At 58.7% G+C, this 26,915-nt stretch carries 24 protein-coding genes and 1 pseudogene; 18 read left to right on the forward strand and 7 right to left on the reverse strand.

Annotation, left to right across the window (positions count from 1 at the left end):
- Positions 1–11 precede the first annotated feature (11 nt).
- From I6I12_RS05605 to I6I12_RS11995, 14 genes and pseudogenes are all read left to right on the forward strand, one after another.
- Positions 12–1,292 carry a uracil-xanthine permease family protein gene (locus I6I12_RS05605; protein ID WP_200288949.1) on the forward strand — a complete coding sequence of 427 codons (1,281 nt, stop codon included), beginning with the start codon at positions 12–14 and terminating at the stop codon, positions 1,290–1,292.
- A 131-nt stretch (positions 1,293–1,423) separates the two neighbouring features.
- Positions 1,424–2,413: an HNH endonuclease signature motif containing protein gene (locus I6I12_RS05610; RefSeq protein ID WP_234288183.1), complete on the forward strand. Its 990-nt coding sequence runs from the start codon at positions 1,424–1,426 to the stop codon at positions 2,411–2,413.
- Positions 2,325–3,806, forward strand: coding sequence for a recombinase family protein (locus I6I12_RS05615; protein ID WP_200288950.1), 1,482 nt, complete (start codon positions 2,325–2,327; stop codon positions 3,804–3,806). Before I6I12_RS05610 ends, I6I12_RS05615 begins: the two co-directional genes overlap by 89 nt.
- A 495-nt stretch (positions 3,807–4,301) precedes the next feature.
- On the forward strand, positions 4,302–4,514 hold the full coding sequence (locus I6I12_RS05620) for a hypothetical protein (RefSeq protein ID WP_200288951.1): 213 nt from the start codon (positions 4,302–4,304) through the stop codon (positions 4,512–4,514).
- 2 nt (positions 4,515–4,516) lie between these two features.
- Entirely contained in the window at positions 4,517–5,050 is a 534-nt protein-coding gene (locus tag I6I12_RS05625; RefSeq protein WP_200288952.1) for a hypothetical protein, read from the forward strand.
- Between the two features lie 3 nt (positions 5,051–5,053).
- A complete protein-coding gene (locus tag I6I12_RS05630; protein WP_005328615.1) occupies positions 5,054–5,224 on the forward strand; it encodes a hypothetical protein in 171 nt (56 codons plus the stop codon).
- The gene (locus I6I12_RS05635) at positions 5,225–5,722 is read left to right on the forward strand and encodes a hypothetical protein (RefSeq protein WP_200288953.1); all 498 of its coding nucleotides are present in this window, start codon (positions 5,225–5,227) and stop codon (positions 5,720–5,722) included.
- Positions 5,709–7,478 (forward strand): AAA family ATPase, encoded by a 1,770-nt coding sequence (locus I6I12_RS05640; RefSeq protein WP_200288954.1) that lies wholly within the window; start codon positions 5,709–5,711, stop codon positions 7,476–7,478. The genes I6I12_RS05635 and I6I12_RS05640 overlap by 14 nt, the downstream gene beginning before the upstream one ends.
- A 657-nt stretch (positions 7,479–8,135) precedes the next feature.
- Complete coding sequence (locus I6I12_RS05645) at positions 8,136–8,468, forward strand: HNH endonuclease (protein WP_200288955.1); 333 nt, start codon at positions 8,136–8,138, stop codon at positions 8,466–8,468.
- Positions 8,469–8,740: 272 nt separating this feature from the next.
- Positions 8,741–9,031, forward strand: coding sequence for a hypothetical protein (locus tag I6I12_RS05650; protein ID WP_200288956.1), 291 nt, complete (start codon positions 8,741–8,743; stop codon positions 9,029–9,031).
- A 225-nt stretch (positions 9,032–9,256) separates the two neighbouring features.
- Complete coding sequence (locus I6I12_RS05655) at positions 9,257–10,405, forward strand: hypothetical protein (protein ID WP_200288957.1); 1,149 nt, start codon at positions 9,257–9,259, stop codon at positions 10,403–10,405.
- A gap of 284 nt (positions 10,406–10,689) precedes the next feature.
- Complete coding sequence (locus tag I6I12_RS05660) at positions 10,690–10,932, forward strand: hypothetical protein (RefSeq protein ID WP_200288958.1); 243 nt, start codon at positions 10,690–10,692, stop codon at positions 10,930–10,932.
- Positions 10,932–11,381 (forward strand): hypothetical protein, encoded by a 450-nt coding sequence (locus I6I12_RS05665; protein WP_200288959.1) that lies wholly within the window; start codon positions 10,932–10,934, stop codon positions 11,379–11,381. Before I6I12_RS05660 ends, I6I12_RS05665 begins: the two co-directional genes overlap by 1 nt.
- A 259-nt stretch (positions 11,382–11,640) precedes the next feature.
- A pseudogene (locus I6I12_RS11995) lies at positions 11,641–11,769 on the forward strand (HNH endonuclease signature motif containing protein); the annotation flags it as partial.
- Positions 11,770–11,837: 68 nt separating this feature from the next.
- Here the strand turns inward: I6I12_RS11995 and I6I12_RS05670 are convergent.
- From I6I12_RS05670 to I6I12_RS05680, 3 genes are read right to left on the reverse strand one after another with little or no spacing between them, the layout of a single operon-like run.
- On the reverse strand, positions 11,838–12,107 hold the full coding sequence (locus tag I6I12_RS05670; protein WP_023021375.1) for an HPr family phosphocarrier protein: 270 nt from the start codon (positions 12,105–12,107) through the stop codon (positions 11,838–11,840).
- A gap of 54 nt (positions 12,108–12,161) precedes the next feature.
- On the reverse strand, positions 12,162–14,267 hold the full coding sequence (locus I6I12_RS05675; RefSeq protein ID WP_200288960.1) for a PTS fructose transporter subunit IIABC: 2,106 nt from the start codon (positions 14,265–14,267) through the stop codon (positions 12,162–12,164).
- Positions 14,268–14,280: 13 nt separating this feature from the next.
- A complete protein-coding gene (locus I6I12_RS05680) occupies positions 14,281–15,246 on the reverse strand; it encodes a 1-phosphofructokinase family hexose kinase (protein WP_200288961.1) in 966 nt (321 codons plus the stop codon).
- Between the two features lie 194 nt (positions 15,247–15,440).
- Here I6I12_RS05680 and ptsP point away from each other — a divergent pair, with 194 nt between their 5' ends.
- On the forward strand, positions 15,441–17,129 hold the full coding sequence (gene ptsP, locus I6I12_RS05685) for a phosphoenolpyruvate--protein phosphotransferase (protein ID WP_200288962.1): 1,689 nt from the start codon (positions 15,441–15,443) through the stop codon (positions 17,127–17,129).
- 21 nt (positions 17,130–17,150) lie between these two features.
- On the opposite strand, the gene I6I12_RS05690 is transcribed toward ptsP, so the two are convergent.
- Together I6I12_RS05690 and lexA are read right to left on the reverse strand one after the other, a co-directional pair.
- Positions 17,151–17,933: a DeoR/GlpR family DNA-binding transcription regulator gene (locus I6I12_RS05690; RefSeq protein WP_023021379.1), complete on the reverse strand. Its 783-nt coding sequence runs from the start codon at positions 17,931–17,933 to the stop codon at positions 17,151–17,153.
- A 355-nt stretch (positions 17,934–18,288) separates the two neighbouring features.
- Positions 18,289–18,993 (reverse strand): transcriptional repressor LexA, encoded by a 705-nt coding sequence (gene lexA / locus I6I12_RS05695; protein ID WP_200288963.1) that lies wholly within the window; start codon positions 18,991–18,993, stop codon positions 18,289–18,291.
- Between the two features lie 725 nt (positions 18,994–19,718).
- Between lexA and nrdR the strand changes: the two genes are divergently transcribed.
- A complete protein-coding gene (nrdR, locus tag I6I12_RS05700) occupies positions 19,719–20,177 on the forward strand; it encodes a transcriptional regulator NrdR (protein WP_049361220.1) in 459 nt (152 codons plus the stop codon).
- Here the strand turns inward: nrdR and hrpA are convergent.
- Positions 20,174–24,061 carry an ATP-dependent RNA helicase HrpA gene (gene hrpA, locus I6I12_RS05705; protein ID WP_200288964.1) on the reverse strand — a complete coding sequence of 1,296 codons (3,888 nt, stop codon included), beginning with the start codon at positions 24,059–24,061 and terminating at the stop codon, positions 20,174–20,176. The two genes, nrdR and hrpA, sit on opposite strands and share 4 nt — an antisense overlap.
- Positions 24,062–24,166: 105 nt before the next feature.
- Between hrpA and I6I12_RS05710 the strand changes: the two genes are divergently transcribed.
- On the forward strand, positions 24,167–25,075 hold the full coding sequence (locus I6I12_RS05710; RefSeq protein ID WP_200288965.1) for a hypothetical protein: 909 nt from the start codon (positions 24,167–24,169) through the stop codon (positions 25,073–25,075).
- 88 nt (positions 25,076–25,163) lie between these two features.
- On the opposite strand, the gene I6I12_RS05715 is transcribed toward I6I12_RS05710, so the two are convergent.
- Entirely contained in the window at positions 25,164–26,108 is a 945-nt protein-coding gene (locus tag I6I12_RS05715) for a hydrogen peroxide-inducible genes activator (RefSeq protein WP_200288966.1), read from the reverse strand.
- A 160-nt stretch (positions 26,109–26,268) separates the two neighbouring features.
- Here I6I12_RS05715 and I6I12_RS05720 point away from each other — a divergent pair, with 160 nt between their 5' ends.
- A complete protein-coding gene (locus tag I6I12_RS05720) occupies positions 26,269–26,862 on the forward strand; it encodes a peroxiredoxin (protein ID WP_023021385.1) in 594 nt (197 codons plus the stop codon).
- Positions 26,863–26,915: the final 53 nt, after the last annotated feature.

Here is a 26,915-nt window from a genome sequence, read left to right on the forward strand (position 1 = left end):
AATTAAGGCTCGTGAGCTTAAAAGGTTGGACCGTCCACGGAGACGGTAAAAAGATTGCCCCAGGCGCGGTGGTGGCGCCGGAAGAACGACTCAGCTGGGGCCGCACCATCGGCATCGGTATGCAGCACGTGGTGGCCATGTTCGGCGCCACGCTGCTAGTTCCCACCCTGACCGGATTCCCCGTCAATACGACGCTGCTCTTTTCCGGCCTCGGCACAATCTTGTTCCTGCTTATCACGCGCAACCGGTTGCCGTCCTACCTCGGCTCCTCGTTCGCGTTCATCGCACCTCTTTCGGCGTCGCAGCAGTACGGCATCGCCGCGCAGGCCGGCTCCATTTTGGTTACTGGCCTTGTCCTTGCCGCGGTGGGCGTCGCCGTAAAGTTCGCCGGCCGCCGCGTGTTGGACGCCGTCATGCCGCCGGCCGTGACCGGTGCGATTGTGGCACTTATCGGCCTGAATTTAGCGCCGAATGCGGCCGAGAACTTCGCCTCCCAGCCGCTCGTGGCGGCGGTGACGCTGATGGTAATCCTGCTGGCCACCGTCGCCGGCCGCGGCATGGTTTCGCGCCTGTCCATTCTCCTCGGCGTGGTCGTGGGCTGGATTTTCGCCGCTCTCACCGGCAACCTCGGCGATGACGCCGTCGCGGCCATTGATGCCGCCCCGTGGGTGGGCCTGCCGCAATTCCACGCACCTTCCTTCAACGTCTCCGCCATTGCCGTCGCGCTTCCCGTGCTGGTGGTCCTCATCGCGGAAAACGTCGGCCATGTCAAGGCCGTTTCCGAGATGACCAAGCGCGACTTGGATGACTTGGCCGGTGACGCTCTTATCGCCGATGGCCTCGCATCCACCCTCGCTGGCGGCTTCGGCGGCTCTGGCACCACGACCTATGCTGAAAATATTGGCGTGATGGCCGCTACCCGCGTCTATTCCACCGCCGCGTACTGGGTAGCAGCCTTTACCGCCATCCTTCTGGCTTTCGTGCCGAAGTTTGGCGCGCTGATTTTCACCATTCCTACCGGCGTTCTCGGTGGGGCCTGCATCGTGCTTTACGGGCTCATCGGCATGTTGGGTGTGCGCATTTGGATGGACAATAAGGTCAATTTCAATAACCCGGTTAACCTGACCGCGGCCGCAGTGGCGCTCATCGCGGGCATCGGCAACCTGACTCTCAGCGTTGGTGGGGTTTCCCTGGAAGGCATCGCGTGGGGTTCAGTGGGCATTATCATCGCCTATCCGCTCATGAAGAAGCTATACGATTCCGTCGGCGAAGGCCACGCCGCCAAGTACTAATTTTTCTGCTGTGGATAATTGCCCGCCGCGCGCCCGCGGCGGGCAATTTTGTTGACGGAGCAACGCGGGTTATCCACACCGCTCCTGTACCTGGCTCGCGTGGGCTTGCGCGGGCTGTTTAACTCAGCGGCATGACCGCATTGGACGCATACTTAGACGCCATGAGCGCCGGAATGGACATCGTCGCCGCCGCTCAAGGGCTCAGTGATCGCGAGCTCATCGCGCAAGGTGCTTCCGACATTGCCGCGCGTGACCTGCTACGACTGTGCGATACTTACTTTGGCAAGTGCGGCTTTTCTGCCAAACAGCGAGCAGCGCGACAGACTACTCATTCCCTCGACGTGCTGCTGCTCATTGAAAAATACGCCCTGCGCTTGCCGACGCAGCGAGATGCCTGGAGCCTACGCTGCGAACTGTGTGCCTTTCGCGGCAGCGCTACAGCACTAGAAAAGCGTGCTCGGGCCTTGGTCCGCGAGCTGCGCCCGCGCCGCACACCGGAAAAAGGCGTGCGCATTACCCGTCGTTCCGGCGGCCCGTGGTCGCTGACCATTACTGGGGATTCAGCCGATGTAGCAGATATGCACGCCGCATTGGATGCCAATAAGCCGCTGGAATCTGCCAAAGACCTCTTTTTCGGGAAAGCGAATGCAGCACGCACGACGGTAACGACACAGGTAGTGCTCACCCTCGATGAGCTCGACCGAATAGTCGACGGTGGGGGCGAAGAAATTACCCTGCAGTTGACCAATGGCGCTCAAATGACGGGAGCGGAGCTCGTGGCGCGGACACTAAGCGATCACGGCTATGTCACACTCGTTCACCCGCACGAGGGGCCGGTAAACCTCTATCGAACCTCGCGGCTAGCCAACGACAAGCAGCGGCTGATGGCGGCTGCGCTAAACCCGGTGTGCCCGTGGGAGAGCTGTAATTTTCCCGCGGATGAATGCCAGGTCCACCACCTGAAGGCGTGGAAGCACGGCGGTGAGACTAACGCTGCGAAGCTCATGGGTGAATTGGTGTACAACTATCTATATGACCACAAAGACCACCACCACCACAACGCTGCCCGCCGGTATCTACGTGCGCATTTCCCTAGACAAGCACGACGGCGCCGGTGTTGAGCGCCAAGAAGAAATGTGCCGTAAATTGGCCGCCGAGCACGGCCTTGAGGTCTCCCGCGTATATTCCGATAACTCAATTTCGGCCTACTCAGGGAAAGACCGCCCCGGCTTCATTAACCTTTTAGCCGACGTTAAAGCACGCAAGATAGGCGCGGTGCTATCGTTCGCACCCGACCGGATTAGCCGCAATGTGGGTGAGTACGAACTATTCAAGGCCACGCTTAAGAACACGCATTGCCGCCTTATCTACGTCAATGGCGGCGAGCAAGCCCTAGACGACCCCAACGCCGACCTTATTAGCACCATGTTGTCGGGTGTGAGCCAGTGGGAAAGTGCGATTAAGTCCACCCGTGTAGCCGCGGCCTTTGCACAGCACCGCAGCCGTGGGGACTATCCCACCAAGCCCAACCGGCTGTTTGGATACACCCGCAGCGGTGAGCCTCACCCCACCGAGGCGGCCCTTGTACGTGACGCGGCAACCCGTATCTTGGCAGGGGAGTCCCTACGCCGCATTGCCCGTGAATGGGAAGAAAAAGGCGTTACCACAACCAGCGGCGGGCGCCCCAATGCACAGAACTTACGCAAAAGCTTGCTAACGCCAACAATGGGCGGGTTTACGCATTACGGGTTAAAGAAAAAGGATTACACCGCCGCCGAGTGGGAGAAGTTGAGCGCGTGGGACAAGCTCGGAATCATTGGCCGCGGCAATTGGGAGCCGGTGCTCGACCCCGAGGTATGGCAGGCATTGTGGGCACATCTGACCAACCCGGCTCGCACGACCAACCGTGTAGGCAACGCCCCGCAACACTTGCTTAGCGGAATTGCGCTGTGTGGCAAGTGTGGCGCGCCCATGTCCTGCCGTAAAAAGTGGTACAAGAAAAAAGGCGAGGGACAGCCCAAGCGTGTCTATTGGTGCAAGGGACGCGGTGGCGGGCACCCAACCCGTATAGCCGAGCCGCTGGAGCGCTATATTACCGACCTTGTCCTTGCCCGGCTTTATCAAGCAGACATTATCGGGGACTTAGCCGCCGGTGTGGATACGGACCGCCGCGCCGAGCTGACAGCAACACGCGATATGGTGCGCGGGCGTATGGCCGACCTTGAGCAACAGGCCACACTAGGAAATGTAAGCATGGACCAGTTTGGCCGTATGAACAAAGCGTTAACAGACCAGCTTGAGGCTATCGACGCCGAGCTTGTAGAGCTGGCAGGCGCGGGCGGTGTCTTATCCGAGGTGGCCGGGGTGACAGACGTTCGCGCGTGGTGGGCAACAGCCACGCTCGAGCTAAAGCGCGAACTTATCCGGGCGCTAATGACTATCACCATAGAGCACACCGGCGGCCCGCAATCTAAGTTCAACCCCGAATACGTCACCGTAGATTGGAAGGTGTAGCCATGGCCTCTCGCGTACTGAAAATTAAATGTAAGTGTCGGCCTACGCCACAGGGGGCGCCGCGGCCGGTATCCAACCTCATGTGGCTTAAGCAATCTGCACATGACAACCGTGGGCTTGGGGGCACGTTCACCATGGCAGTGCGCAACGCTGTGGTTGTTGAGTCCACGACGACGGGGTCTTTCCCACGGACGGTTGAAACGCAGCGTATTGAGTGCACCAAATGCCACCGCGTACACACAGTGAGCGGGGCACAGCTTGAGCAGTGGTGGGGCGATTATCTCAATGGGGGCACCCCCTCGGTTGAGTTATAATCGACTACAAGTTATAATACAAGCACAACTTTATCGGCGTGGTCCACTAAACGAGCCAACCCCACCTTAGAGAGTGGGTACACGGTATTCACCACATTAAGCCGCGGGGAGCCTCCATACCCTGCCTAAACGGTGGCCTTATAACCTCTCTCCCGAGAGAGGTGTGAAAGGTATGCCGAAAATGGCCCCCACAAAATCACCCGTTCAACGCCTGACAGGGCGTCTTATCGCGCAAAAGCGCTGGCACCCAGACACTGACACCACCGAGCTGGAACAAGACCTAGCCGCGTGCCGAATCAGTGAGTACGCCCGCAAAATCATGGCCGAGGCGCCTGCCCTCACCGAAGCTCACATTGACGATGTAGCCGCCATTTTGTCTAAGGCGGGTGCATAGCCGTGACCGCACCTAATTTCTTTGAAGGTATGCACCCCGGTGAACAAGTGCGTGCACTCACTGGCATGGTGTTTGAACACGTGCGTAGGCACTATGACCATTCCGACCGCACTAATGACCTTGTGTGTGAGGCTATCGAAGTCTTGCAGTGGCTTCGCGTGCCAATAATCCGCTACTGCGGCGAACCATTGGCGCACTCCTGTACTGACAAACACCTTGTAGGAGTCATCGACCACGGCGACCCCAAGTGTTTGGTTACTAGCGTGGACATTGAGAGCGCCCGCGGCGGTGACGACACGACCCGAAAGTTCTGTGTCACCCTCAAGTCTGACGACCGCGACGAAACGGAACGCTATTTCGATTCCGTTTACGACTTCATGCCGGTTTTGGTGGGAATTGGCTACTTTGCTAAGACTCGCCCCGGCCGACCGGTCACATGGACAGACCTTGAGGCCGTGGTTGAGTACGCCGGGTCTGACGAGCCAATCGACCCATGGGTATGGGAATGGGCACCACTCGCCAAGGCGGGTGCATAAGACATGACCGCACCCGCAATGACGCCTACGCAGCGCGCGGAATATATCCGTCTTTCTTTCGCCACGGTGGACACTCTCAAGGCTGCCCACGAGGCCCGCCGCGCGCCTGCCTTAAGCCCCGAGCGCCTAGACCGCTTGACCTCCATTTACCGGGCCAATAAGGCGGTGGTCTAGGTGACCGAGCTTATTCCGCTGTATCTCATGCCCGGCACCTACGTCACGACCCACGACGGCACGGGCATAGGCTTTGACCGCTTTAAGGTGCTCGGCAAGTCCGATGGAACTTATCGCGCTATAGGCCTTGAGCTGCCAACGAGCTGTGGTTATGGAGACGTACGCCGCTGGCTTGGCGGCCGCCGGTTCAAAAATCACCTGTGGGAGCACAACCCCGAGTTTCCCAAGCGTTTACCCAACGTTAACCCGGTGGTTACGCCGCGCGGCACGTGGCGCCCTGTCGGCTACCTCACCACCCCGCGAGAGGCCAAGCGCCTAGGCGGGCGCCCCATAAACGAGCACACGCCAACCATGTTTAGCCCGGCCGCCCTAGACGTGGTGCAGATCATTAACCAGCAAGAGTGCATGGAAAAGACCCCCGCCGAAAGGACTCACAGCGAGGGCCACCATGCCACCACCAACAACAAAGAAAGTGACAGTTACTATGGTAACCCATAATTTTGAGTCCGCACAGTCCGCACAGCACGACAAAGTGCGAAAGCTCACCGAGCATGAACGCCAAGCGCTCAACTCGAAGCTACGTCCGGAACTCCAAAAGGCCTTACAAAATATTGGTTTCGAGAGCCGAACGGACGTGTTGGAAGATGGAACCTACCGCAGCGCCCTTGTCCCGCCCGAAAGTGACGAACAAACACTAAGTCAAAGCCCTTATGGCGGTTATGACGTTCTTGCCCCTATCGGCTTTACCGCTGCCAAGACCGGAAAAGTAATCCGCTTTGAGGTCGGGGAGCGGGTTGACGCTTTAACCCTATTTTCCGCCGTACAAGGCATGACCCCCGACGAGTTCGGTCGCGGAATGCTTGACGACGACCTAGCACGGGAACGGGTAGAGGCCACCAAGCGCGAGCGCGCACGCCTTGAGGCACGTGAGGCCGCCGAGCAAGAGCGCATTGAACAGCGCGCCGTACGCCTTGGAATCACGCCCGGCGACGGTTGGCAGGGAAACGAGGACGCTTACAACGACGTGCTCGCCATGCTTGACAACGGTACTTTGGAGCCGCCGACTGCCGATCTTGTTTACCGTAACGACAATGTTGGTATGTTCTACCCCGGCTGCACGCACACGGTCTTTGGCGAACCCGGCGTCGGTAAATCATGGGTTGCCCAATTTTCCTGTGCCGAGCAACTCAAGCGCGGCGGGCACGTTCTGTACCTAGACTACGAAAGTAACTTTAGGCAGGTAGCGCAGCGCCTTTACAACCTCGGTGTGCCCGTTGCCGCCATGCGTGAGCGCTTGACCTACCGCGGCGCAACGGGCGACCCGGCTAACCCCGGCGCCACATTGGAGCACCCCCACACGCCCCACGACGGCAACACCATGGCCGAGGCCATTTACACCAAGTTCACCGAGCTTATTGGCGCGCACCCTTACACGCTGGCCGTTATCGACGGCGTGGCAAGCGCCATGAGCGCAGGCGGGTATGACAACAACAGCAATGACGACGCGGTAGCTTTTTGCCGCGAACTTCCCGAGTTTATAGCGGACCATAGCGGCGCGGCCGTGCTCATGGTTGACCACGTGACCAAGGCAGCAGGCAACCGACGCTACGCCATGGGCGCGGGGCAAAAGCTGGCACGTGTCACCGGCGCGTCGTTTCGTGCCGACGCTATCGACACCGATGACCCCAACAAACACCGCCTTGCGCTGTATGTCACGAAAGACCGCAACGACGCCGTGGTGCTGGAAAGTGAGCTAACCAGCGAGGGGCACCTTTTCGGTCATTTTGTATGGGAGCGCGGCAACGTCTTTGGCAAGAATGACAACGCCATTACCGCCGGAATTGAAAACCCGGCCACAGCTCAAGCGTGGGAGAAACGAGAGACCGCCAAGGTGCTTGCCGCCGAAGCGGGCGACATTGACCAAGCCGTTAACGCGGCCGGGCTTAGCCAACCGGAAACTATAGCGGTGTTGCTGGCACACCTCGGCCAAGGTGAGGCCATGACAACCAAGGAACTACGCACACGGCTAAAGGAGGACGCGCCGCAGTTCTTTGACGGCCTCAAGCGCAACTTTACCCAACGCCTCAACAGGGCAAGCGGCGGAAAAGACAAGGCTAAGCCCATCATTGCGCTTGGCGGCAATGGCGCAAGAATCAAAGCCAATACGGACGTTTTCACCGAGGCTATGGCCGGGTTGCTCCACCGCCTACAAGCCCCGGCAGACGACCCCGAGGCCAACCAAGACACCCCCTAGTTTGTCCGCAAAAGTGGTGCACCACGAGGGAGCAGGTGCCCCACTTTTGCACCGGTGCATTTTTGGTACACTTTCGCCCAAGTGCTAGACCACTTGCACCACATTTTACCCCCTATATACGCAGCTCACACCGCTTAACGCTCAATTCAAAACGAGGGTGCAGAATAGTGAAAGTGCACAACCCTTTTGACCTAGCAACGCCTTGGTGCAGTGCGCCTTTTAAGGCGCACACCACGGTGCTATGGCGGTGTGGACATGGTGCAAGACAAAGAAAACAGGGGAGTCAAGTCGAGACCAATGAGCCGAGACGAGACGAAACCAAGCAAGGCTGTGGACACCTCAAGGCTGTGGACAACTCATTGCTTCCGCTGTGTGAACATGTCTCGCGCCGCGGCCGCGCGTAGTGAGCAACGCCAATGAAAAATGGAAATGAATAATTGGAAACCTCGCGTATAATTTCCATTGGCCTAGTCTCCGGCCCCTTGCCGGGGTGGGGGGTGTCTCCCCTCGGCCCCGGCCTCTCTATCTCCCCGGTATACAGACTTTTGTACCGCGTAACCCAAATGCTCGGAACCGATACACAATAAACCCCCTCATGCAGTGTATAAAACGTGCATAAAATGGCCGTAGAGCACCAACGCGAAAGGAACAACAGCCGTGACTAGCCCACAGACACCCCGCAAAAAGCGCGATAAGACCAACGCCCCCTATGCCTTTTCCCACTCATGGCGCAAAAAGGTCACCATGTGGAGGCGCAAACTTGAGCGCGACCCGGCTTTGGCTGTGTGCTGGTTGTGCGGTGGCGCTATCGACATGAACTTGCCGCCAACGCACGGCCGGGCGTTCACCCTCGACCACCTTGTACCCCTTAGCCAAGGCGGTGACCTCATGGGAGAGGTAAAACCCGCGCACCGCTCGTGCAATTCCGCTCGAGGCGACGGGCGGCGTTCCCGCCGCGGGCCTAATCCACCCACTTTGTTGGACTGGTAGACCGCGCCGAGGGCCAAACAGCGCGAAATCAACGCCTCACGTGGCCATGGACGGCCTTTCACGCCTTGGCGGTATAACTTTTATCCAGCCGCGCCCCTACAAGGCGCGAGAGAGGCACACAGCGCGTTCGCACCACCGACGCGGTACTGTCCAACCCAAGCCCGTTTGACCAAATCGCACGCACCGACGCCGAGGGCAATGCCTATTGGTCTGCCCGTGACCTCATGCCGCTCATGGGGTACACGCACCGCAACGCTTGGCAGACGTTCAACATGAGCGCTATTGGCCGAGCACGCAAGACGGCCGAAAATATCGGCTTGACCAGCCAGTTCACAGACGTCTGTGAGGTCAAACCACGCTTGCAAGGCGGCACCACCGAGCGAAAAGACGTACACCTTGACCGCATGGCCGCCTACCTTGTAGCCATGAACGGCGACCCGAATAAGCCCGAGGTGGCCGCTGCCCAAGCGTATTTTGCTATGCAGACACGCCGCGCCGCGGTGCGTAGTACCTCTACCCGCGGTGCCTGTCTTGACGCCATGACTGTGAAATACCCCCATTAGCTACCCCCGGTCGTGCCAGCGACATAAACACAGTCATGTTATTTAACCTTGGACAATGCCGAAAAGGTACCCATTTCCAGCATGGATAGTACCTTTTCAATTCTTGCCAACGCCGCTAATGCAGCTCACAATAAAAGGCAAGTGGTGCGCCCCGATACCGACCCGACCCGACCCAAAGTGCCATGACCAACAACCGTTTCTTAACGAGTAAAGGACATTGACACTATGGCTACCGAGCCAGTTACGCATTTTTCTAATCGCGTTGCCGCTGTATCGGCCGCGCTAGGCATGACGGGTGCCCGCCCGGCCGCCGCCGAGGCTATGGCACGAGCGGACGAAAAAATTTCCGCCCGCATGGCCGACTTTGACGACCACTACGCCAATAAGGCAAGCGACGACAAGCTACAGGCCGCGGCCGCCAAGTGGGTGAAGCTCAACAGGGCTAGTTTCAAAGACCTAGACGAGCTCATTCTTTCCCCAACCCCTACCGAAAACACCACTGTGCCAGTATCGGTTAAGACCTCGTGGGGCCATGAGTGGCGCCCGCAGGTTGCCTCAACTCCCGAGGCCCGCCGCCTAGCTACAGCGCGCAAGCACGTCTTGAATGGCCTTATTGCAAAATATGACAAGCCTGACTATTCCACCGAGGCGCTCATTGAATCGTGCAAGCCTGACGTGCGTGCATGGTTCGACAATCTGGCAACGGAATACACCGAGGCCTTGGAAGCACTAGACGACAACGCCCGTGAGGCCGCTATCCGCGCGGGTGGTAGCACTGGCGTTGCCAAGGACGTGCTCAACCTAATCGACCCGGCTACCACGCCCGAGGCCACTATCACGGCGTATCGCAGGTTTGCCCGAGTATGGAAGATAGTGGACGATGAAAACGGGGCACACACCCCACTAGCCCGCGCTATGGCTTTCCATGATGTAAGCGATACGCCTAACCCCGAGCGTGACGTGTTCAACCGCTTGGAAGAAATGACTAGCAACCGGGCGCGCTCCACTGCCCTGATGTTCGACGCCCAGACGTGTGCACTACGCGCGCTTGGCATGTATGAAATTGAGGCGGTGTGCAAGGGGCTTGGACATATCGCGCCGCTTGCCGATCCGCTTGGCGACGACCTGCCTGAGCTTGAGCACCGCATTAGCGCTATTAATGCAGTTGACGCGTGGTTTGACTACCGTAGGCGCACTGTTGGCGACCCCTATCGTGGAAAAGGCTGGCACAGCGACGCAACCCGTTATGGCATGGCCACCCCCGAGGAGTCACTAGCGGCGCTCAAGAAATACAACCCGACGGTGTTTGAGTACAAGACCGACAACGCCGACGACTATGACCTTGACGCTGTAGACGACCCCTACGAGAACTAAATGCCATGGACGGCCTCGACCTGAACGTATGGCCGTGCCACCCGCATGGCTCATGGCAGAGGGCCTTAGCTCACAAAGCTATGGGGCTGCCTGTAGACGACGAGGACGCTAAGGCCCTAGCGGCGTGGGATAAAGAGGGAAAGAACGCCCACGTTAAGCAATCGCGTATAAAACAGCACAGGCAATATGTGGCACGTGTGGCAGCCGCGGCCCGTAGTCATATTGGGCCTCGAGAGGTCGTGGGGTGCCGTGAACTATCCCGCCGGGTTGCAGGGGGCCCTGACATGCCCTCCCGAGTTGAAGTGGCAGACGTGTTGAAGGCGCTCAAACCGGGGCGAAGCTATGGCGGTCTTACCAAGCGCTATATCGACAACTTGAGTGGGCACCCCGGCCATTTTTTCGCCCGGCATGAACGTGACTTTGACATCTTCATTGCACGGCGAAAGGCCTACCGGGCTGAAATTGGCAGGCGGGTCTGTGCCCAATACATCAACGCCGGGCAAGAAAGAGAAAGGAAACACAGCTAATGGCCTACAGAGATGAACTAACCGAGATTGGCGCTCGCGTCTATGGGCGCAGCACCAACACCGAGACAGGACAACTTGGCGCCCGCATTTATGGTCGCTGTGACGAAACAGACTCGGCACAACTAGGCGGCCGTGTCTATGGCCACAATGATGAATTGGACGCCCTCGGCCACCGCGTCTACAACCCCACCCACGGGGAGGTGGTGAGCTACCAACAAGACGACCCCGCCGATGAAGCAGAGGAGTCTCGGCCATGGCGGCTAGACGAATCCCGCCCCGGCCCCGGTGCCTACCACCTCGACGAGGCCGGGCAAGAGGACGACCTCGACGCTATCGGCGCCCGTATCGCCAATGGGGGCAGCGGCGTAGCGGGAATTAAGACCGCAGATAACCGAGACACGAACTACTACGTCACAGGCACGTTCGGCCTGCCCGGCTTTGATTACTGATAAGTTAAGGGCGTAGTTGGTTAGCCAACTATCATGTCAAGACCTCACCGCCCCGGTGCTCAATGTGCGAGTGCCGGGGCGGTGTTCTATGTCTAGGCGGTGTTCTACGCGGCCTTGAGAGGCGTTAGCCCCTACCAACACACCACCGGCGCTCATTCAACGCCTTAAATCGCATTTCCCACCTGCATGTTTGCACCCTTTGGCGGCGGGGACGGGCAGGACAGGTGCTACCCCCACAAGGGTTTACACCAATCCACCAATTAGCAACCTCGCGACTTGTTGTCCCTACCATAATGGAGTCAATGACGATGCCCCCAATGCCCCACCTCGCAGAGGACGGCTGGCCCGGATAAACGGGCAGGTGAGCTGGGTGCCACCGTGGGGATAGGTGGCGTCGGCAAGCGAAAAGCTCCCCACCACACAGGCGGGGAGCTTTAAAGCGAACCGTTTTAGGGCTTAGGAAGCGTCTAGGTCCTTTTCGATGAGGGCAGCAATCTTTTCTACCGCTTCTTCGTTGTCGGAAGTAACAGTAACCTCATCGCCCTGTTCTGCGCCAAGAGCCATAATCATCAAAGAAGAGGCCGCATCGGTCTCATCTTCATCGTCATCGCCAACGAGGTTGAGGAAGATGTCTTCGTCGAACTCGCCAGCTGCGTCCGCGATAATGGAGGCGGGACGTGCGTGCAGGCCTACAGAGGAACCTACCTTTACAGTCTTGGAAGCCATGGAAAAGATCCTTTCTTATGGGGATTGTTGCAATCCAGTGTACGAGTGTTTGGTTTATGCCGCCACGTTCTGAGCAGCTTCTTCGACGGCTTTACTAGGCCAGAACTGCTTCATTGCCAGCACCGCTGCGGTCGAGACAACCACACCGGCCGCGATAGCGACGAGATAGCCCCAGAACGGGTCGATGGCGAAGAGGACGAACACACCGCCGTGTGGAGCTCGGGAGCCGACCGACAAGGCCATCGAAACCGCGCCTGTCACCGCGCCGCCGGCCATCATCGAAGGGATAACGCGGAAGGGGTCGGCCGCGGCGAACGGGATGGCACCCTCCGAGACGAAGGACAGGCCCAGCAACCAAGCGGACTTGCCGTTTTCCTGCTCGGCCGGAGTAAACAGCGACTTGCGGATGAACGTGGCCAGGGAGAGCGCAATCGGTGCAACCATGCCGGAGGCCATAACCGCGGCCATGATCTGCATGGAGGACTCGTCGCCGGTAGAAAGTCCGGCCGTAGCGAAGAGATAAGCCGCCTTATTGACAGGGCCGCCCAAATCAAAGCACATCATCAAGCCGAGGATGATTCCTAGGAGCACGGCCGAGGAACCGGACATCGACGAAAGCCAATCCTGCAGGCCATCCATGATGGCTGCCAGCGGTGCGCCCAGCAGTAGGTACATCGCAAGGCCGACGACGAGCGAGGTCAGTAGTGGGATGATGACAACTGGCATAAGCGAGCCCAGCCAGCGTGGTACCTTCCAATTGCCAATCCACAAAGCGACGAAGCCCGCCAGAAGACCAGTTACCAGGCCACCGATAAAACCAGCACCTAGGGTAACCGCGATCGCGCCGCCCGCGAAGCCTGGGGCGATGCCTGGACGGCCGGCGAGCGCGTAAGCGATATAACCGGAAAGAGCAGCAACGATAAAGCCCATCGCTGCTTGGCCAATGGCGAAAAGAACAGCACCGAGATACAGCAAGAACCCGGAGCGCTCGAAATGCATAAGTTCGCCGTCCACGGTTACGTCATGACCAGGAAGATTGCCTAGTGAAAAGTCCGTTGACAATGCCTGCCAACCGTTTGCCATATCGGCGCCGCCAAAAAGGAAGCCAAGGGCAAGCAGAAGACCACCGGCCGCGACGAATGGAACCATATAGGATACGCCGGTCATGATGGCCTGCTGGATGCGCTTGCCCCAACCGAGAGACTTTCCCTCTTCTTCTGCATCGGCCCGGGTAGCGGTGCCGGATACCTTGTGCGCGTGGGGGTTTCGGGCGGCGGCGACGGCCTCGTCGAGCATGGTGCCAGGCTCGTTGATAGCGCGCTTGACACCAGACTCAATTACCGGCTTGCCAGCGAATCGCTCCCGGTCGCGTACGCCAACGTCCGTGGCGAAGATGACCGCATCGGCCGCATCGATGGCGGCTTGGGAGACGGACTCATTATTCGACGAACCTTGCGTTTCTACGGTCAGCGCTACGTCATCGCGTTCGGCCGCGGTCTGTGTGAGGGCGTCGGCCGCCATGTAGGTGTGGGCGATGCCGGTAGGGCAGGCGGTGATGGCCACGATGCGGGTGACGTTGTCCGAAGAATCCGCGGTAGTTGGGGTCGCGGCCGAGGACGAGCCGTTGGAGGCGGCGGAGGAGCCTGTACCGGCGGCACCAGCGGCGGGGGCAGTCGACTCGGTGGCCGGTTTCTTCTTTGGCTTTTCTGCGTTGACTACATCCAAGACAAGGCGAACGATTTCTTCCTTGGTGGGGGCGCTGCGCAGTGCCTCGAGGAAGTCTTTTCGGACAAGGGCGCGGGCTAGCTTGGACAAAATCTTTAGGTGAGCCTTGCCGCCACCGGCCGGAGCGGCGATGAGGAAGACCAACTGGGCGTCTCCATCAGGGCCGGAGAAATCTACACCGCGGCCTAGGCGGGCGAATGCGAGGGTTGGTTCGGTGACAGCCTCGGAACGGCAGTGCGGGATGGCAACACCGCCGGGTACGCCGGTGCCGGCTTTAGCCTCGCGGTCGATGGCGGGTTGGGCCAATCCGGCGACGTCGGTGGCTCGGCCGGTGTCGTGGACTAGCGTGGCTAGGTTGGTAATGACGGAGTCAACACTGTCGCCAAAGTCGGCGTCAAGGGCGACAAGTTCCGTAGTAATGAGTTCGGAAGCCATTTTGGGGCGCTCCTTAGGCTAGCGAGTTAACGGTGGTATTAGCGATATCTATTTCTTCAGGACGAGGAAATTGCGTGCCTTGCTTGGATGCAGCCGCGGTCCCGTAGGCCACGGATCGGGCAAGGCTTGCGGCCGGAGATTTACCAGCGGTGCGGCCGAGAAGGTATCCGGCGAGCGCTGCGTCTCCAGCACCTACGGTGGATTTCACGGTGGCTGGAGGGGGAGTGGCAGCCCATGCTCCTTCAGCCGTAACCAGTACGGCACCGGCGCCACCGAGGGTGACGAGCACTTCTGCGATGCCTCGCTTGACGACGTCGCGTGCCGCGCTAACCACTCCCGAATAGTCACCGCGTGCAGCTTGTGCTTCCAGCTCGCGGCCGTCGGTGCCGGTGAGTTGGCCGAGCTCTAGACCATTGGGCTTTATAAGATCGGGTGCCGAAGACTCGAGATTTTTCCCGATGGCCAGCATCGGAGCATCGGAGGTATCTACCGCGATGCGGGCCTGTGGTGCGGCCGCACGGATAGCGGAGATGAGCTCGCAATACCAATCGGTGTCCACGCCGCGCGGCAAGGAACCGGCTAGCACCACCCAGTCGGCCGCGAGGGCGCGGGCGGTGAGGGTGGAGGTAATGGCTTGGGCATCGGCGTCGGAAAGCACGGGGCCTGGGCCGTTGACCTTGGTGGTGGTGCCGTCGGGCTCGGTGATGGTGGTGTTGACGCGAATGGAGCCGTCCATAGCAGTAGCCGAAGAAGGCAATCCGGCCGCGTGGATGAGATTCAGGAAGGAATCGGAGTCGTGGGACGGAAAAAGTGCCAGGGTTTGCTCGCCGGCTAGGTGCACGGCATGGGTGACGTTTACGCCCTTGCCGCCTGCAACCTGTGTGACCTCGCTGGCACGGTGGACATCACCGGAAGTTAAAGGCCCGCTGAGTACGAGGGTGGCGTCGATACTGGGATTGGGGGTCAGCGTGAGAATCAAGTTGTCCCTTTCGCAGGTTATATATTGGGGCCGAACGCCGCTGGAGAGAACCTTTGGGAATGGCCCGCCCTTAATGTTGATTCTTGTCCGAATGTGTCCGAAAGTCAACAGAAAACTGTGGTATACATTGCTTTTCTATCCGTTTTGTGGTGTTCTGGAAGTCAATAACCGCTATCTTCGAAGGAAGTACGCTCATGGAAAACGCGTCTGAGTCCACAATCAAAGGCACCGGTGTCGTTGCCGGAGTCGCCTACGCCGAAGCCGTGTGGGTCCGCCCTCGCCCGGCCCTGCCTACCGAGGGAAGCATTGACCCAGAGCAAGCGAGTGAATCCGAGTACAACCGCTTTCTTGCGGCCGTAGATACGGTTGCTAATCGATTGGAGAAGCGCGCGGCAGCCGCAGAGGGCCAAGCGGCCGAGGTTCTCACTGCAACCGCCGGTATGGTCAAAGACCGTGGCTGGCACAAAACAGTGCGCAAGAATATCCGCACCGGTAGGAATGCGGAATTTGCCACCGTTGGCGCGACTGACAAGTTTGTCACCATGTTCGAAGCCGCTGGTGGCGTGATGGCCGAGCGCACGACCGACTTGAAGGACGTACGCGACCGCGTCATCGCTGAGCTACGTGGTGAGGATGAGCCAGGCCTCCCTTTGGTAGATGGCGAGGCCGTCTTGTTTGCAGATGATTTGGCCCCGGCCGATACCGCAACGCTAGATACCAAACACATTAAAGCCCTTGTTACGGAGCTCGGTGGCCCCACTAGCCATACGGCCATCATCGCACGCCAATTGGACATTCCGTGCATCGTGGCGGTGGGCGCTTCGCTTGGCGACATTGAAAGCGGCACGCTGGTATTTGTCGATGGCGCAGTAGGAACCGTGACTTGTGGTGCTGATGCGGAGACCTCCACCAAGGCCGTCGCTGAATACCGTGAGCGTGCAGCACGCGTTGCTCAGTGGCGCGGACCAGCTAAGACCAAGGACGGTCACAGCGTGCAGCTGCTGGCAAATGTTGCTGATGGCAATGCCGCCCGCATCGCTTCGGAGTCTCAGGCAGAAGGCATCGGCCTGTATCGCACGGAGTTGTCCTTCCTTTCGGCCAGCGAAGAGCCCAGCGTGGAGGAACAAGCAAAGATCTACGGAAAGGTTTTCAAGGCCTTCCCCGAATCCAAGGTTGTTGTGCGCACATTGGACGCAGGCTCCGATAAGCCAATTTCCTATGCCACGCTAAGCTCTGAGGAAAACCCGGCATTGGGCGTTCGCGGTCTGCGTATCGCGCGCGACAATGAAGCTTTGCTGACCCGGCAGCTTGATGCAATTGCGCAGGCTGCCGAAGCCCGTGATGATAAAGCCTCTACGTGGGTGATGGCTCCCATGGTTGCCACTTCTACCGAAGCGCAGTGGTTTGCCAACTTGTGTCGTGAACGCGGCCTGACTGCTGGCGCTATGATTGAGGTTCCCGCCGCAGCGCTTATGGCGGATAAAATCATGCCGCACCTCGACTTCGTATCCATCGGCACCAATGACCTGACTCAGTACACGATGGCTGCAGACCGTCTGTCCCCGCAGTTGGCCTACCTGACCGACCCGTGGCAGCCGGCCGTGCTGCGACTTATCCAGCACACCTGCATTGTGGGCCAGGCCAATAACGTTGCGGTAGGCGTATGCGGAGAAGCAGCGGCCGACCCCATGCTGGCCTGCGTGCTTACGGGCTTGGGCGTGAATTCGCTGTCCGCAGCGTCTACTGCAGTAGCAGGCGTAGGCGCACAGTTGGCAGAAATTACCTTGGAACAGTGCCAACAGCTCGCTGAGGTGGCATTGGATGCGGAAAGCCCTGATGCCGCCCGTACTGCAGTGGTAGAAACCATGGCATCCTTCGCCTAGCTTGAGGCGAAGGAGCGGGATTTATTCGCTGGCGAGTACGACTTCAATTTCGTGCTCGCGCAGCGCCTCCACAAAGGAATCGGGGGCTGCGGCGTCAGTGATGACGACATCGATATCAGCGGCGGGGGCGAAGCTTACCAAGTAGTCATTGCCCAGTTTGCTGGAATCGCACATCACTACGACCTTGTGGGCGTTGGTGACAAAGGCAGACTTGATGGCTGCTTCTTGGGGATCGGCCGTGGAAAGCCCGTGATCCAGGGTCAGGGCATTGGTTCCGATGAAGGCGACGTCGGCGCGCATGAGCGCTAGCGTGCGCAGGGCGGTGTCGCCGACGACAGCTTGGGTGATCGCGCGAACCGTGCCGCCAAGCAGCTGGACGTCCGGTACTCCGCTGCCTGCTAAGGACAAGGCGATGGGCAGACTATTGGAGACGATGTTGAACTGGCCTTGGGGGTATTGCTGTCCTATCAGCTCAGCAAATGCATTAATCGTAGTTCCCGCGTCGAGGAAAATGCTGCCGCCGCCGTGGGGAAGAAAATCCAGCGCAGCTCGGGCGATGGCGGCTTTCGCGCCGGAGGCGGAACGCTGCCGGGTGTCTAGGGTAAGTTCCGCAGTTTGAAAGGACTGGGATGCTACCGCGCCGCCATGCACGCGATGGACGACGCCCTCTCTATCCAGCACCGCTAGATCGCGTCGAATGGTTTCGGCCGTGACTTCGAAGCGCTCGGATAGCTCAGTGACGTTGACGCGACCTTCAACGGCGGTGAGAGACGCTATCTGGCGGCGCCGCTCTTCTGCGTACATTATTCCTCCTTGGACTTAAGCACACCGCGGGGAGTAGCGGGGGTAAAAATTCCCGGATTTTGTGGATAGGAAAGTCCCGCGATGTTGTTTTTCTTAGTCCATTGTCTCAAAAATCGGGAATAACCGGACTAAAGCAAAAATTTGCACAGCTATCGCCGTGCCGCGAAGTATGAAAATAGCTGGTCAAGACAAAAAGTGGGAAAGTGGGATTTTCGTCTCCTTTGCTGTCTGGGTCCAAAATGGCGCCAAAATGGGGGTGGCTGGCGGCGAAGCTATCTCAATGCTAAATGTGCGCAAATAAGCCCCGCACGGCCCGGGGTGGCCGTTGCGGGGCGGAGTGAAGCTGGGTGAGTGTTTAAAGTTTGCGGAACACGGATACAACCTTGCCCATAATTTCTGCATCATCGCCATTAATGGGTGAGTAAGCATCGTTGTGGGGAAGTAGCCATACGCCCGAGGAATCGCGGTGGAATTCCTTAACGGTGGCCTCGGAACCGTCCAGCAGCGCTGCGACAAATTCGCCTTCCTCAGCAACTGACTGGGAGCGAATAATCACCCAGTCACCGTCGAGAATCCCTGCATCCTTCATTGAATCGCCGACTACCTGCAGCATATATAGGTCGCCGCTGCCGACAACCTCGTCAGGCATGGGGAAGTACGTGTCGACGTTTTCCTCAGCGGTAATGGGTGCTCCCGCAGCGATGCGACCGACCACAGGAATATAAGACACAGTGCCTGCGTCCTCGGGAACCTGCTGTTCGGGCTTAGCGGGCTTGCGGCCAGGCTTCTTGGTGCCTTCGTCTGTGTTGAGATGTCGAACATCTACGGCACGCGGCTTATTTGGGTCGCGCCGGAGAAATCCCTTTTCTTCCAATTGCTTCAGCTGATAGGCAACTGAGGATGTGGACTGCAGGCCTGCTGCATCGCCGATTTCGCGAATGCTTGGTGGGTAGCCACGCAGCATGACGGCGTCACTAATGACATTGAGGATTCGTCGTTGGCGGTCGGATAGGGATGCGTAATCGGTCTTCTCGGCGGACTTTTTTGGCTTGCGGCCCATTGCTGGCTCCTACGTAGGGTCGGGTGACTTCGTTGTCGGTCTATTAGTGGGCGGATTTAGAGTGCCACAAGTCATTTGTAGCATGAAAAGTACAGATGTTCGAGATTTGTGTCCACGGGTGGACAAGTATTCGAAGCGGTGCTATAAATCGAACGTACCAACTAAATCGAACATTATGGCGACTGTTTCAAATTAAGTGTCCAGTGGGATGCCTATGGTGAGTTCGGTCGTCGAAAGGAAAAACATGTCTCTACTTATTAATTCTCGAAATGACCTGGCAAAGCGTAATTCTGCAGACGCTCTAGTGGTTTCTCCCGCATCTGTATGGGATGTGGATCGATATGCTCCTCGCGCAGCGCGAGGGGGCGGTGGTTCGCGGTATGTTCGAACTCTCCGCGTGGAAGATCGAACGACATATCGTTCGAATCGAGTGAAATCTGGCGGGGGCGACGGTCTTTCACAGAGAGCTCAACGTAGCGCGGTGAAGTCGAACACAGGTAACTACGTTTTAGGTGGCGTGTTTGGCATCGCGGTCTTTTTGGGCACGCTCCTAGGCGGATTGGCAGGGGCGGAAGGAAGTAGTGCACCGCAACCGCCGACCTCAGACATTCAACAGGTCGAGGCTGCTGTAGTGCATTAGGGAGGCGGTGGCCTTATGCTCGGTGGTTGGGCGGACTGCTGGGCGAGTAAACTACTGGGGTAACAACGTCAGTGAAAGGACCTCTGTGTACTGCCCCTTTTGCCATAATGAGCAATCTCGTGTCATTGACTCCCGCGTCGTAGATGCTGGAGCGTCGATTCGGCGCCGGCGTGAGTGTGCTTCGTGTAAGGGGCGTTTTACCACGGTAGAAAAGGCCGTGTTGTTGGTGGTCAAGCGGAACGGGCTCGCGGAACCTTTTAGTCGAGATAAACTGATTCGCGGCGTACGGCGCGCCTGTCAGGGGCGAGATGTAGGTGATGATGCCCTGAAAAAACTGGCGCAAGAAGTGGAAGAGACCGTACGCGGGCATGGTTCCTCTCAGGTCAACGCGAATGAGATTGGCCTGGCCATCTTGGAACCGCTTCGCGATCTTGATGAGGTGGCCTATCTGCGCTTCGCCTCGGTCTACAAGTCCTTTGAAAGCGCTGATGATTTCGAATCTGAAATTCGTCTCATGCGAAGGCGCGACCGAGAGGATTTCTAGCGCAATTTGTCAACGGCCTTCTGGATGCGGCGGAGTGACACTGCGTGAGCGGTGCCGAGGCGTTGGGCGAATAGTGAAACGCGAAGTTCCTCCACCATCCAGCGAATGTCCTTGACTTCGCGCGTCTTTTCGCGGCCAGGTGGTAGGCTGCGCAGCCGGTTGGCGAGGTAGGCCTTGGCGTTATCTACCTCGGCCTGGCGGTCTGCGTCGCGGTCAGGGTCAAGGTTCATGTCCTCCAAGCGAATGCGCATGGCTTGGATATAGCGTGGTAGATGACGCAGGTGGGACATGCCATGGATTGTGATGGCATTACGGGGTAGGAGGAACTCCAATTGCTCGCGCATGTCATCGATGGCCGCACCGTCCCAGTGGGCGAGTTCGGCTCGCAGGTTGGAATACTCGGCGAGTCCTGGGGCGATAGCCACCACCGCTTGACGCACACGGCCCGGAACCTGGGGCTTGATGGTGTCTTTGAGCTTCTGGAAAGCGGAAGGAGTGCGGACGGGTCCGCCGGCCTCTAGCATCAGGTCGCGTATGGCAGCGACGCGGGCGTCGTTGACCAGGCCATCGGCACCGCCGTGGGGATAGGAATCGACGGCGACGCGTTGTTGCAGCGGCAGGCCCTTGACCATTTGTGCAGTATTGACCGCAATGTCGCGCATAAGCAGGGTAAGGGTGGTGGTAACCATAGCGGCATCGGCTGCGGCCTTGGTGGGATGTACCTTGAGTTCAACGCCGTCCTTTGTGGCGACGAGGGCGGGGTAAGCCGTGACTTCGTGGCCGTCGACGTTGGTGGTAACCGTGTCATCGATGGCACCTAGAGTATCGTCGGTCCACTCGCTGACAGCGGTGGACTCAGCGGTGCGAGAGACGCGGGACACAGAGGATTTGATATGCCCGGACTGGCGGCGGATAAGCGCTGCGAGGTCGCGGTCGGAGTCGACGATCTTGCCGCGCTTGTCGATGGCCCCGTAGTTCATCCGCAGGTGCATCGGTAGCTTGCTGGGCTGGAAATCGGTGGCGTTGATGCCTTGGCCGCCGAGTTCATGGAGGACGTCGGCAAGCTGCTGGGTGATGGTGCCTTCATAAGGGACGAGGCGGTCGATGGCGCGCTCAGCGAATTCGGGCGCTGGAACAACAGTGCGGCGCAGGGCCTTGGGCAGGCTGCGGATGAGTTCGGTTACGAGCTCGAGACGCAGGCCGGGTACGAGCCAATCGAAGCCTTCGGTATCTAAGCCGGCGAGCATGGGGATGGGTACCATCACGGTAACGCCATCGAGTGGATCGCCGGGTTCAAATTTATAGGTTAGTTCGTAGTCGATGGAACCCTTTCTCCAGTGGTCGGGGAAGGAGTCTTCGGTGACCTCGTGGGAGTCATCGATGAGCTTTGTCGGATCAAAATCCAGCAATTCAGGGTTGCGACGGCGTTCTTTTTTCCACCACGAGTCGAAATGACGGCCGGTTGTTACATTTGCTGGGATGCGCTGGTCATAAAAGTCGAAGAGGGTGTCTTCGTCTACGATGAGGCCGCGGCGGCGGGCTTTTTCTTCGTATGCGGCGGCGTCGTCAAGCGCTTGGGCATTGGTTTTGAAGAAGGCGTGGTGGGTATTCCAGTCGCCGGCAACGAGCGCGTTGCGGATGAACATATCGCGCGCGGCGGTGGGATCGACGCGGTGGTAGGGCACGGTGCGGTCGGCCACAATGGGTACACCGTAGAGTGTGGACTTCTGGTGAGCGATGGCGGTGGCGCGTTTGCGGGACCAGGTGGGCTCGGAATAGTTGTGCTTGAGCAGGTCTGCGCCCAGCTTTTCTACCCAGGCGGGATCGATGGTGGCGACGTCGCGTGCCCAGAGGCGGGAAGTTTCCACCAGCTCGGCGGCCATGAGGAACTCCGGCGGCTTTTTGGCCAAGGCGGAGCCAGGAAATACCAGGAATCGGGTGTTGCGCGCGCCTTGGAATTCTTTGGAGTTGCCATCGCGGGCGCCGATATTGGACAGCAAGCCTGACAGGAGGGACATGTGGATATCATCGGCGCGGCGCTCGGTACCTTCCTGGTATGTCCAGCCCAGCTGCTTGGCGACGTCCTTGAGCTGGCGCACCAGGTCGAACCACTCGCGAATGCGCATGTAATGGAGGAACTCCTGCTTCATGCGTTTGCGGAATTTATTGCCGGATTGCTCGTTGCGGGTTTGTTTAATGTAGTCCCAGAGCTTAAGCATGGACAAGAAATCCGAGGACTTGTCCTTGAAGCGGGCGTGGGCTTGGTCGGCCTGGGCCTGGAAATCAAGGGGGCGTTCGCGAACGTCCTGGATGGTCATGGCCGCGACGATGACCATGACATCATCCAGGCATCCGTTGGTATTGGCCTCAATGAGCATGCGTGCCATACGGGGATCTAGCGGGATGCGCGCTAGGTCGCGGCCAGTGGCGGTCAGCGTGGGCTTATCCTGCTTGTCGTGGAGAGCGCCGAGCTCGTGCAGGAGGTTAAGGCCATCGCGGATGGCCTTGTGCTCGGGCGGTTGGATGAAGGGGAATTGTTCGATGTCGCCTAGCTTGAGCGAGACCATCTGCAAGATGACGCTGGCGAGGTTGGTGCGCAGAATTTCTGGGTCGGTGAATTCGGGGCGGCTTTCAAAGTCCTGTTCGCTATAGAGGCGAATGGCGATGCCATCGGCAACGCGGCCGCAGCGGCCGGAGCGCTGGTTGGCGGAGGCCTGCGAGATAGGCTCGATAGGCAGGCGCTGGACTTTGGTGCGCGTGGAATAGCGCGAGATACGGGCGGTGCCGGTATCAACCACATAGCGGATGCCGGGCACAGTAAGCGAGGTTTCTGCAATATTCGTGGCCAGCACGATGCGGCGGCCACGGTGTTCGCTGAAAACGCGATGCTGTTCTTGATTAGATAAGCGGCCAAAGAGGGGAGTGACCTCGACGTTTTTCCACTTCTTGCCTTCGATGGCCTCCATGGCATCGCGGATATCGCGTTCGCCAGGGAAGAAGCAAAGGATATCGCCGTCGCCTTCGTGCATCAGCTCTTCGATTGCCTCGGTCAAACCGTCGAGCGGGTCTTGGTCCACCACCTTTCCGCCGGCCTCGAACTCGAGGGGCCGGTAACGGATTTCTACCGGGTAGGTGCGGCCGGAGACCTCGATAATGGGGGCAGGGTTTCCGTCGGCGTCGGCAAAATGGGCAGCGAAGCTTTCCGGATCGATGGTTGCGGAGGTAATGATGACCTTGAGATCGGGGCGCTTGGGCAAAAGACGCTTGAGATAGCCCAATAAAAAGTCGATGTTGAGGGAGCGCTCGTGGGCCTCATCGATGATGATGGTGTCGTACTTGTTGAGGAAGCGGTCACGCTGCATCTCGGCGAGTAGGATGCCATCGGTCATGAGCTTAACCGCGGTGGTCTCAGAGACGCGATCATCAAAGCGGATGGCGTAGCCGACGGATTCGCCAATCTTTTGGTCCAGTTCTGAGGCGATGCGTTCGGCCACGGTGCGCGCTGCAATGCGGCGTGGCTGGGTATGGCCGATTAATCCGCGGCGGCCGCGGCCCAGATCAAGACAGATTTTTGGGATCTGGGTGGTCTTACCGGAGCCAGTCTCGCCCGCAATGATGACTACTTGGTTGTCACGGATGGCTTCGGCAATATCGTCCTTACGGGCTGTGACGGGGAGGGCGTCGGGGTAGGTGATGGTGGGGACGGCGGCGTCGGTAAGCGCGACGCGCTCAGCCGCAGCGTGGATTTCAGCGCCGATTTCTTGGAGCGCTTTCGGGGCACGGGCCTTTTTCAGGCGGCGGCGGAAGGAGCGGGCTTCGGCCAAGGTGACATTTTCGAGTGCGGCGAAAAGCTCGTCGCGGGAAGGGGTTTCATTCATAGTCATGACTAGGCACAGATTTTACCTGCCCGCCTGAAATGAGGAAAAGTTGTTAAAGTGAAAATACTTATCCATGCACTGATTCGCATTCCTTAAGGAGGAACCCCGGTTATGACGAACCCGTATTCGGGTGGAAATGATGATTTTCCGCGCTACGAACCGACCGATCACCCCGAGGACCGACCAAACTACGGACAGCTTCCGTCCTATGGCGGAAGCCATGAAGAAAATACCCAAGGCTATATGGGCTACCAAGCAGGCCAGCGCCCATATACCGGCAAGGTCTCTGCCGTAGACGCCGTTTCTTGGGCGTTTAGGACCGTCTTTAGCAATTGGAAGCTGTGGATTTTGGGATCTCTAGCGCTTTTTGCGCTAGGCATTGTTTTTGTTGTTATTGCAGCTGGCATCAATGCTGCGGGCGACTCCGGCGCGGGTCAGGCAACCGCAGGCTCTTTGGTCTCTCAACTCATTTCGACTGTCCTAAGCCTTGTTTTGTCGCTGGTAGTTATGCGCCTGGCGCTTTTCCAGATTGATGACTCTCGCACCGGTTGGGGCTACCTGTTTAAGAACGTGCGTTGGTGGCAGCCGCTGGTCATCATGCTCGTCATCGGGGCGGTGTCGATGTTCATTGTATTCTCTGTAGTAGGTGGAACCGTCACTGGGCTGCTTGGTGACGCCGAGAATCTCACGGAGGAAGAAGCAGTTGCGGCAGTATTAAGCGTCATGGGCATCATGGGCGTACTTTTGGTGATTAGTTTCTTTATTCAACCACTTTTCTCACTGATGCAGTGGTTTGCGGCTGACGGCGATGGCGTTGGCGAAGCAGTAAAGAATGGCTTTAAGGCAGGCAAGGACAACTATGGCCAGATGTTGCTGCTTGCCATTTTGAACTTTTTCATCATTGTTGCCGGCTTCTTGCTTTTGGGCATCGGCCTTATCGTGGCGTATCCGGTTACGCTCTTGGCACAGGCGCACATGTTCCGCCAGTGCGCGGGGCGCAATACTCTCCCGCAGGCGTAGCGCACCACAGTTAAAGGCCACCGTTCCAGTTAGGGGCGGTGGCCTTTGGTGTGCTTGGCGACGCCCCCGTGGGGCTTGCCGTGAACGATTACTGCCGGGAGCGCTCAATCGCCTTGTTATAGGCGGCGGTGATGAGCGTGCCGAATTCGCGGAATTCCTCGGCGCGGGCAGCGGAGGAGCGGAATACGAGGCCGACCTCGCGTTCGGCTGTGACGTCGGGGGCGAAGTGGGCTACGGCTACATCCTTGCCGTGGCATTCGGTTGCCAGGGCGGATTCTGGGACGAGGGTGCAGCCCAGCCCGCCCATGACCAGCTGCATGATGGTGGTCAGGGAGGAGGCGCGGGTGACCGAATTGGTGGCCTCGGCCGGGTTGATATTGGCGTGGCGGCAAAGGTCGACTACCTGGTCGCGCAAGCAGTGGCCGTCGTCAAGCAGCAGCAAATCCAGGTCCTTGAGTTCCGCAAGCTCGACGTCCTCACGGCCGGCGATGGGGTGATCGGGCGGGCAGACAATGGAGAATTTCTCGGTGTAGAGCGGGCTATCGACCATGCCGGTGGCCTCGGAAGGAAGGGCCATGATGGCTAGGTCCAGGTTGCCGTTGCGCAGGCGGGTGATGAGGTGTTGGGTTTGCTCCTCGACGAAGCGCGGCTGGAGATCCGGGTAGGCCTCGGCAAGCATGGAGAGCAGATCGGGGAGGATGTAGGGGGCGATGGTGGGGATAACGCCGATCGTTAGTGGGCCGGCAAGGGTGCCGTTGGCGCCGCGAGCGTGGGCGAGGAAGGTATCGGCTGCTTCAAGCGTTGCCTTGGCGTAGGGGAGGAGGGTCTCACCAGCCGAGGTGACGATGACCTTGCGGGTGGAGCGCTCAATAAGCTGCAGGCCCAAGCCCTGCTCGAGGGCAACGAGGCCCTGGGAGAGGGAGGGCTGGGAAATTTCGAGCTTGGCGGCTGCGGTACCAAAGTGCTTGTTTTCCGCAACGGTGACGAAGGTACGCAGCTGAGCAAGTGTAGGGCGATACTCTTTATTATGCATGCCTATCACTCTAACACTCACCTATAGGATTTGCTATTGACGCGAGCCGAAAAGATGGTATAACTGATCGTGTTGGGCCGGACACGGTCCGGCCCCGCTGCTTGTACGCCAAGCGGCAGGAAACTTAGAGGAAAAGCCTTTGCTAAAGGAGTTGAAGACTATGCCTATTTTGACCGTCGGCGAGAAGTTCCCAGAGTTCAACCTCACTGCCCTGACCGGTGGCGATCTGCACGACGTCAACGCTAACCAGCCGGAGGACTACTTCGAGCAGGTATCCCTGGACAAGTACGAGGGCAAGTGGAAGGTCGTCTTCTTCTACCCGAAGGACTTCACCTTCGTCTGCCCGACCGAGATCGCTGCCTTTGGCAAGCTGGACGAGGAGTTCCAGGACCGCGATACCCAGATCCTCGGCGGCTCCACCGATAACGAGTTCGCTCACTTCAACTGGCGCGCAACCCACCCGGAGCTGAAGGAAGTTCCATTCCCAATGTTCTCTGACGTGCGCCACGACCTCATCCGCGCACTGGGCGTAGAAAACGCTGATGGTGTTGCTGACCGCGCTACCTTCATCATCGACCCGGATGGTGTTATCCAGTTCGTCTCCGTTACCCCGGATGCTGTCGGCCGAAACGTAGACGAGGTTCTGCGCGTGCTCGACGCCCTGCAGTCCGAAGAGGTCTGCGCTTGCAACTGGGAGAAGAACGACCCCACCAAGAACATCAACAAGATGGACGTCGTTCAGTCCGCGCTCTAAATCTCACTGAGATGCAGGTTAACCCCGCTTTCGTGGCGGGGTTTCCTTTTAAA

This window comes from Corynebacterium kefirresidentii (assembly GCF_016599755.1).
GTDB classification, from domain to species: domain Bacteria; phylum Actinomycetota; class Actinomycetes; order Mycobacteriales; family Mycobacteriaceae; genus Corynebacterium; species Corynebacterium kefirresidentii.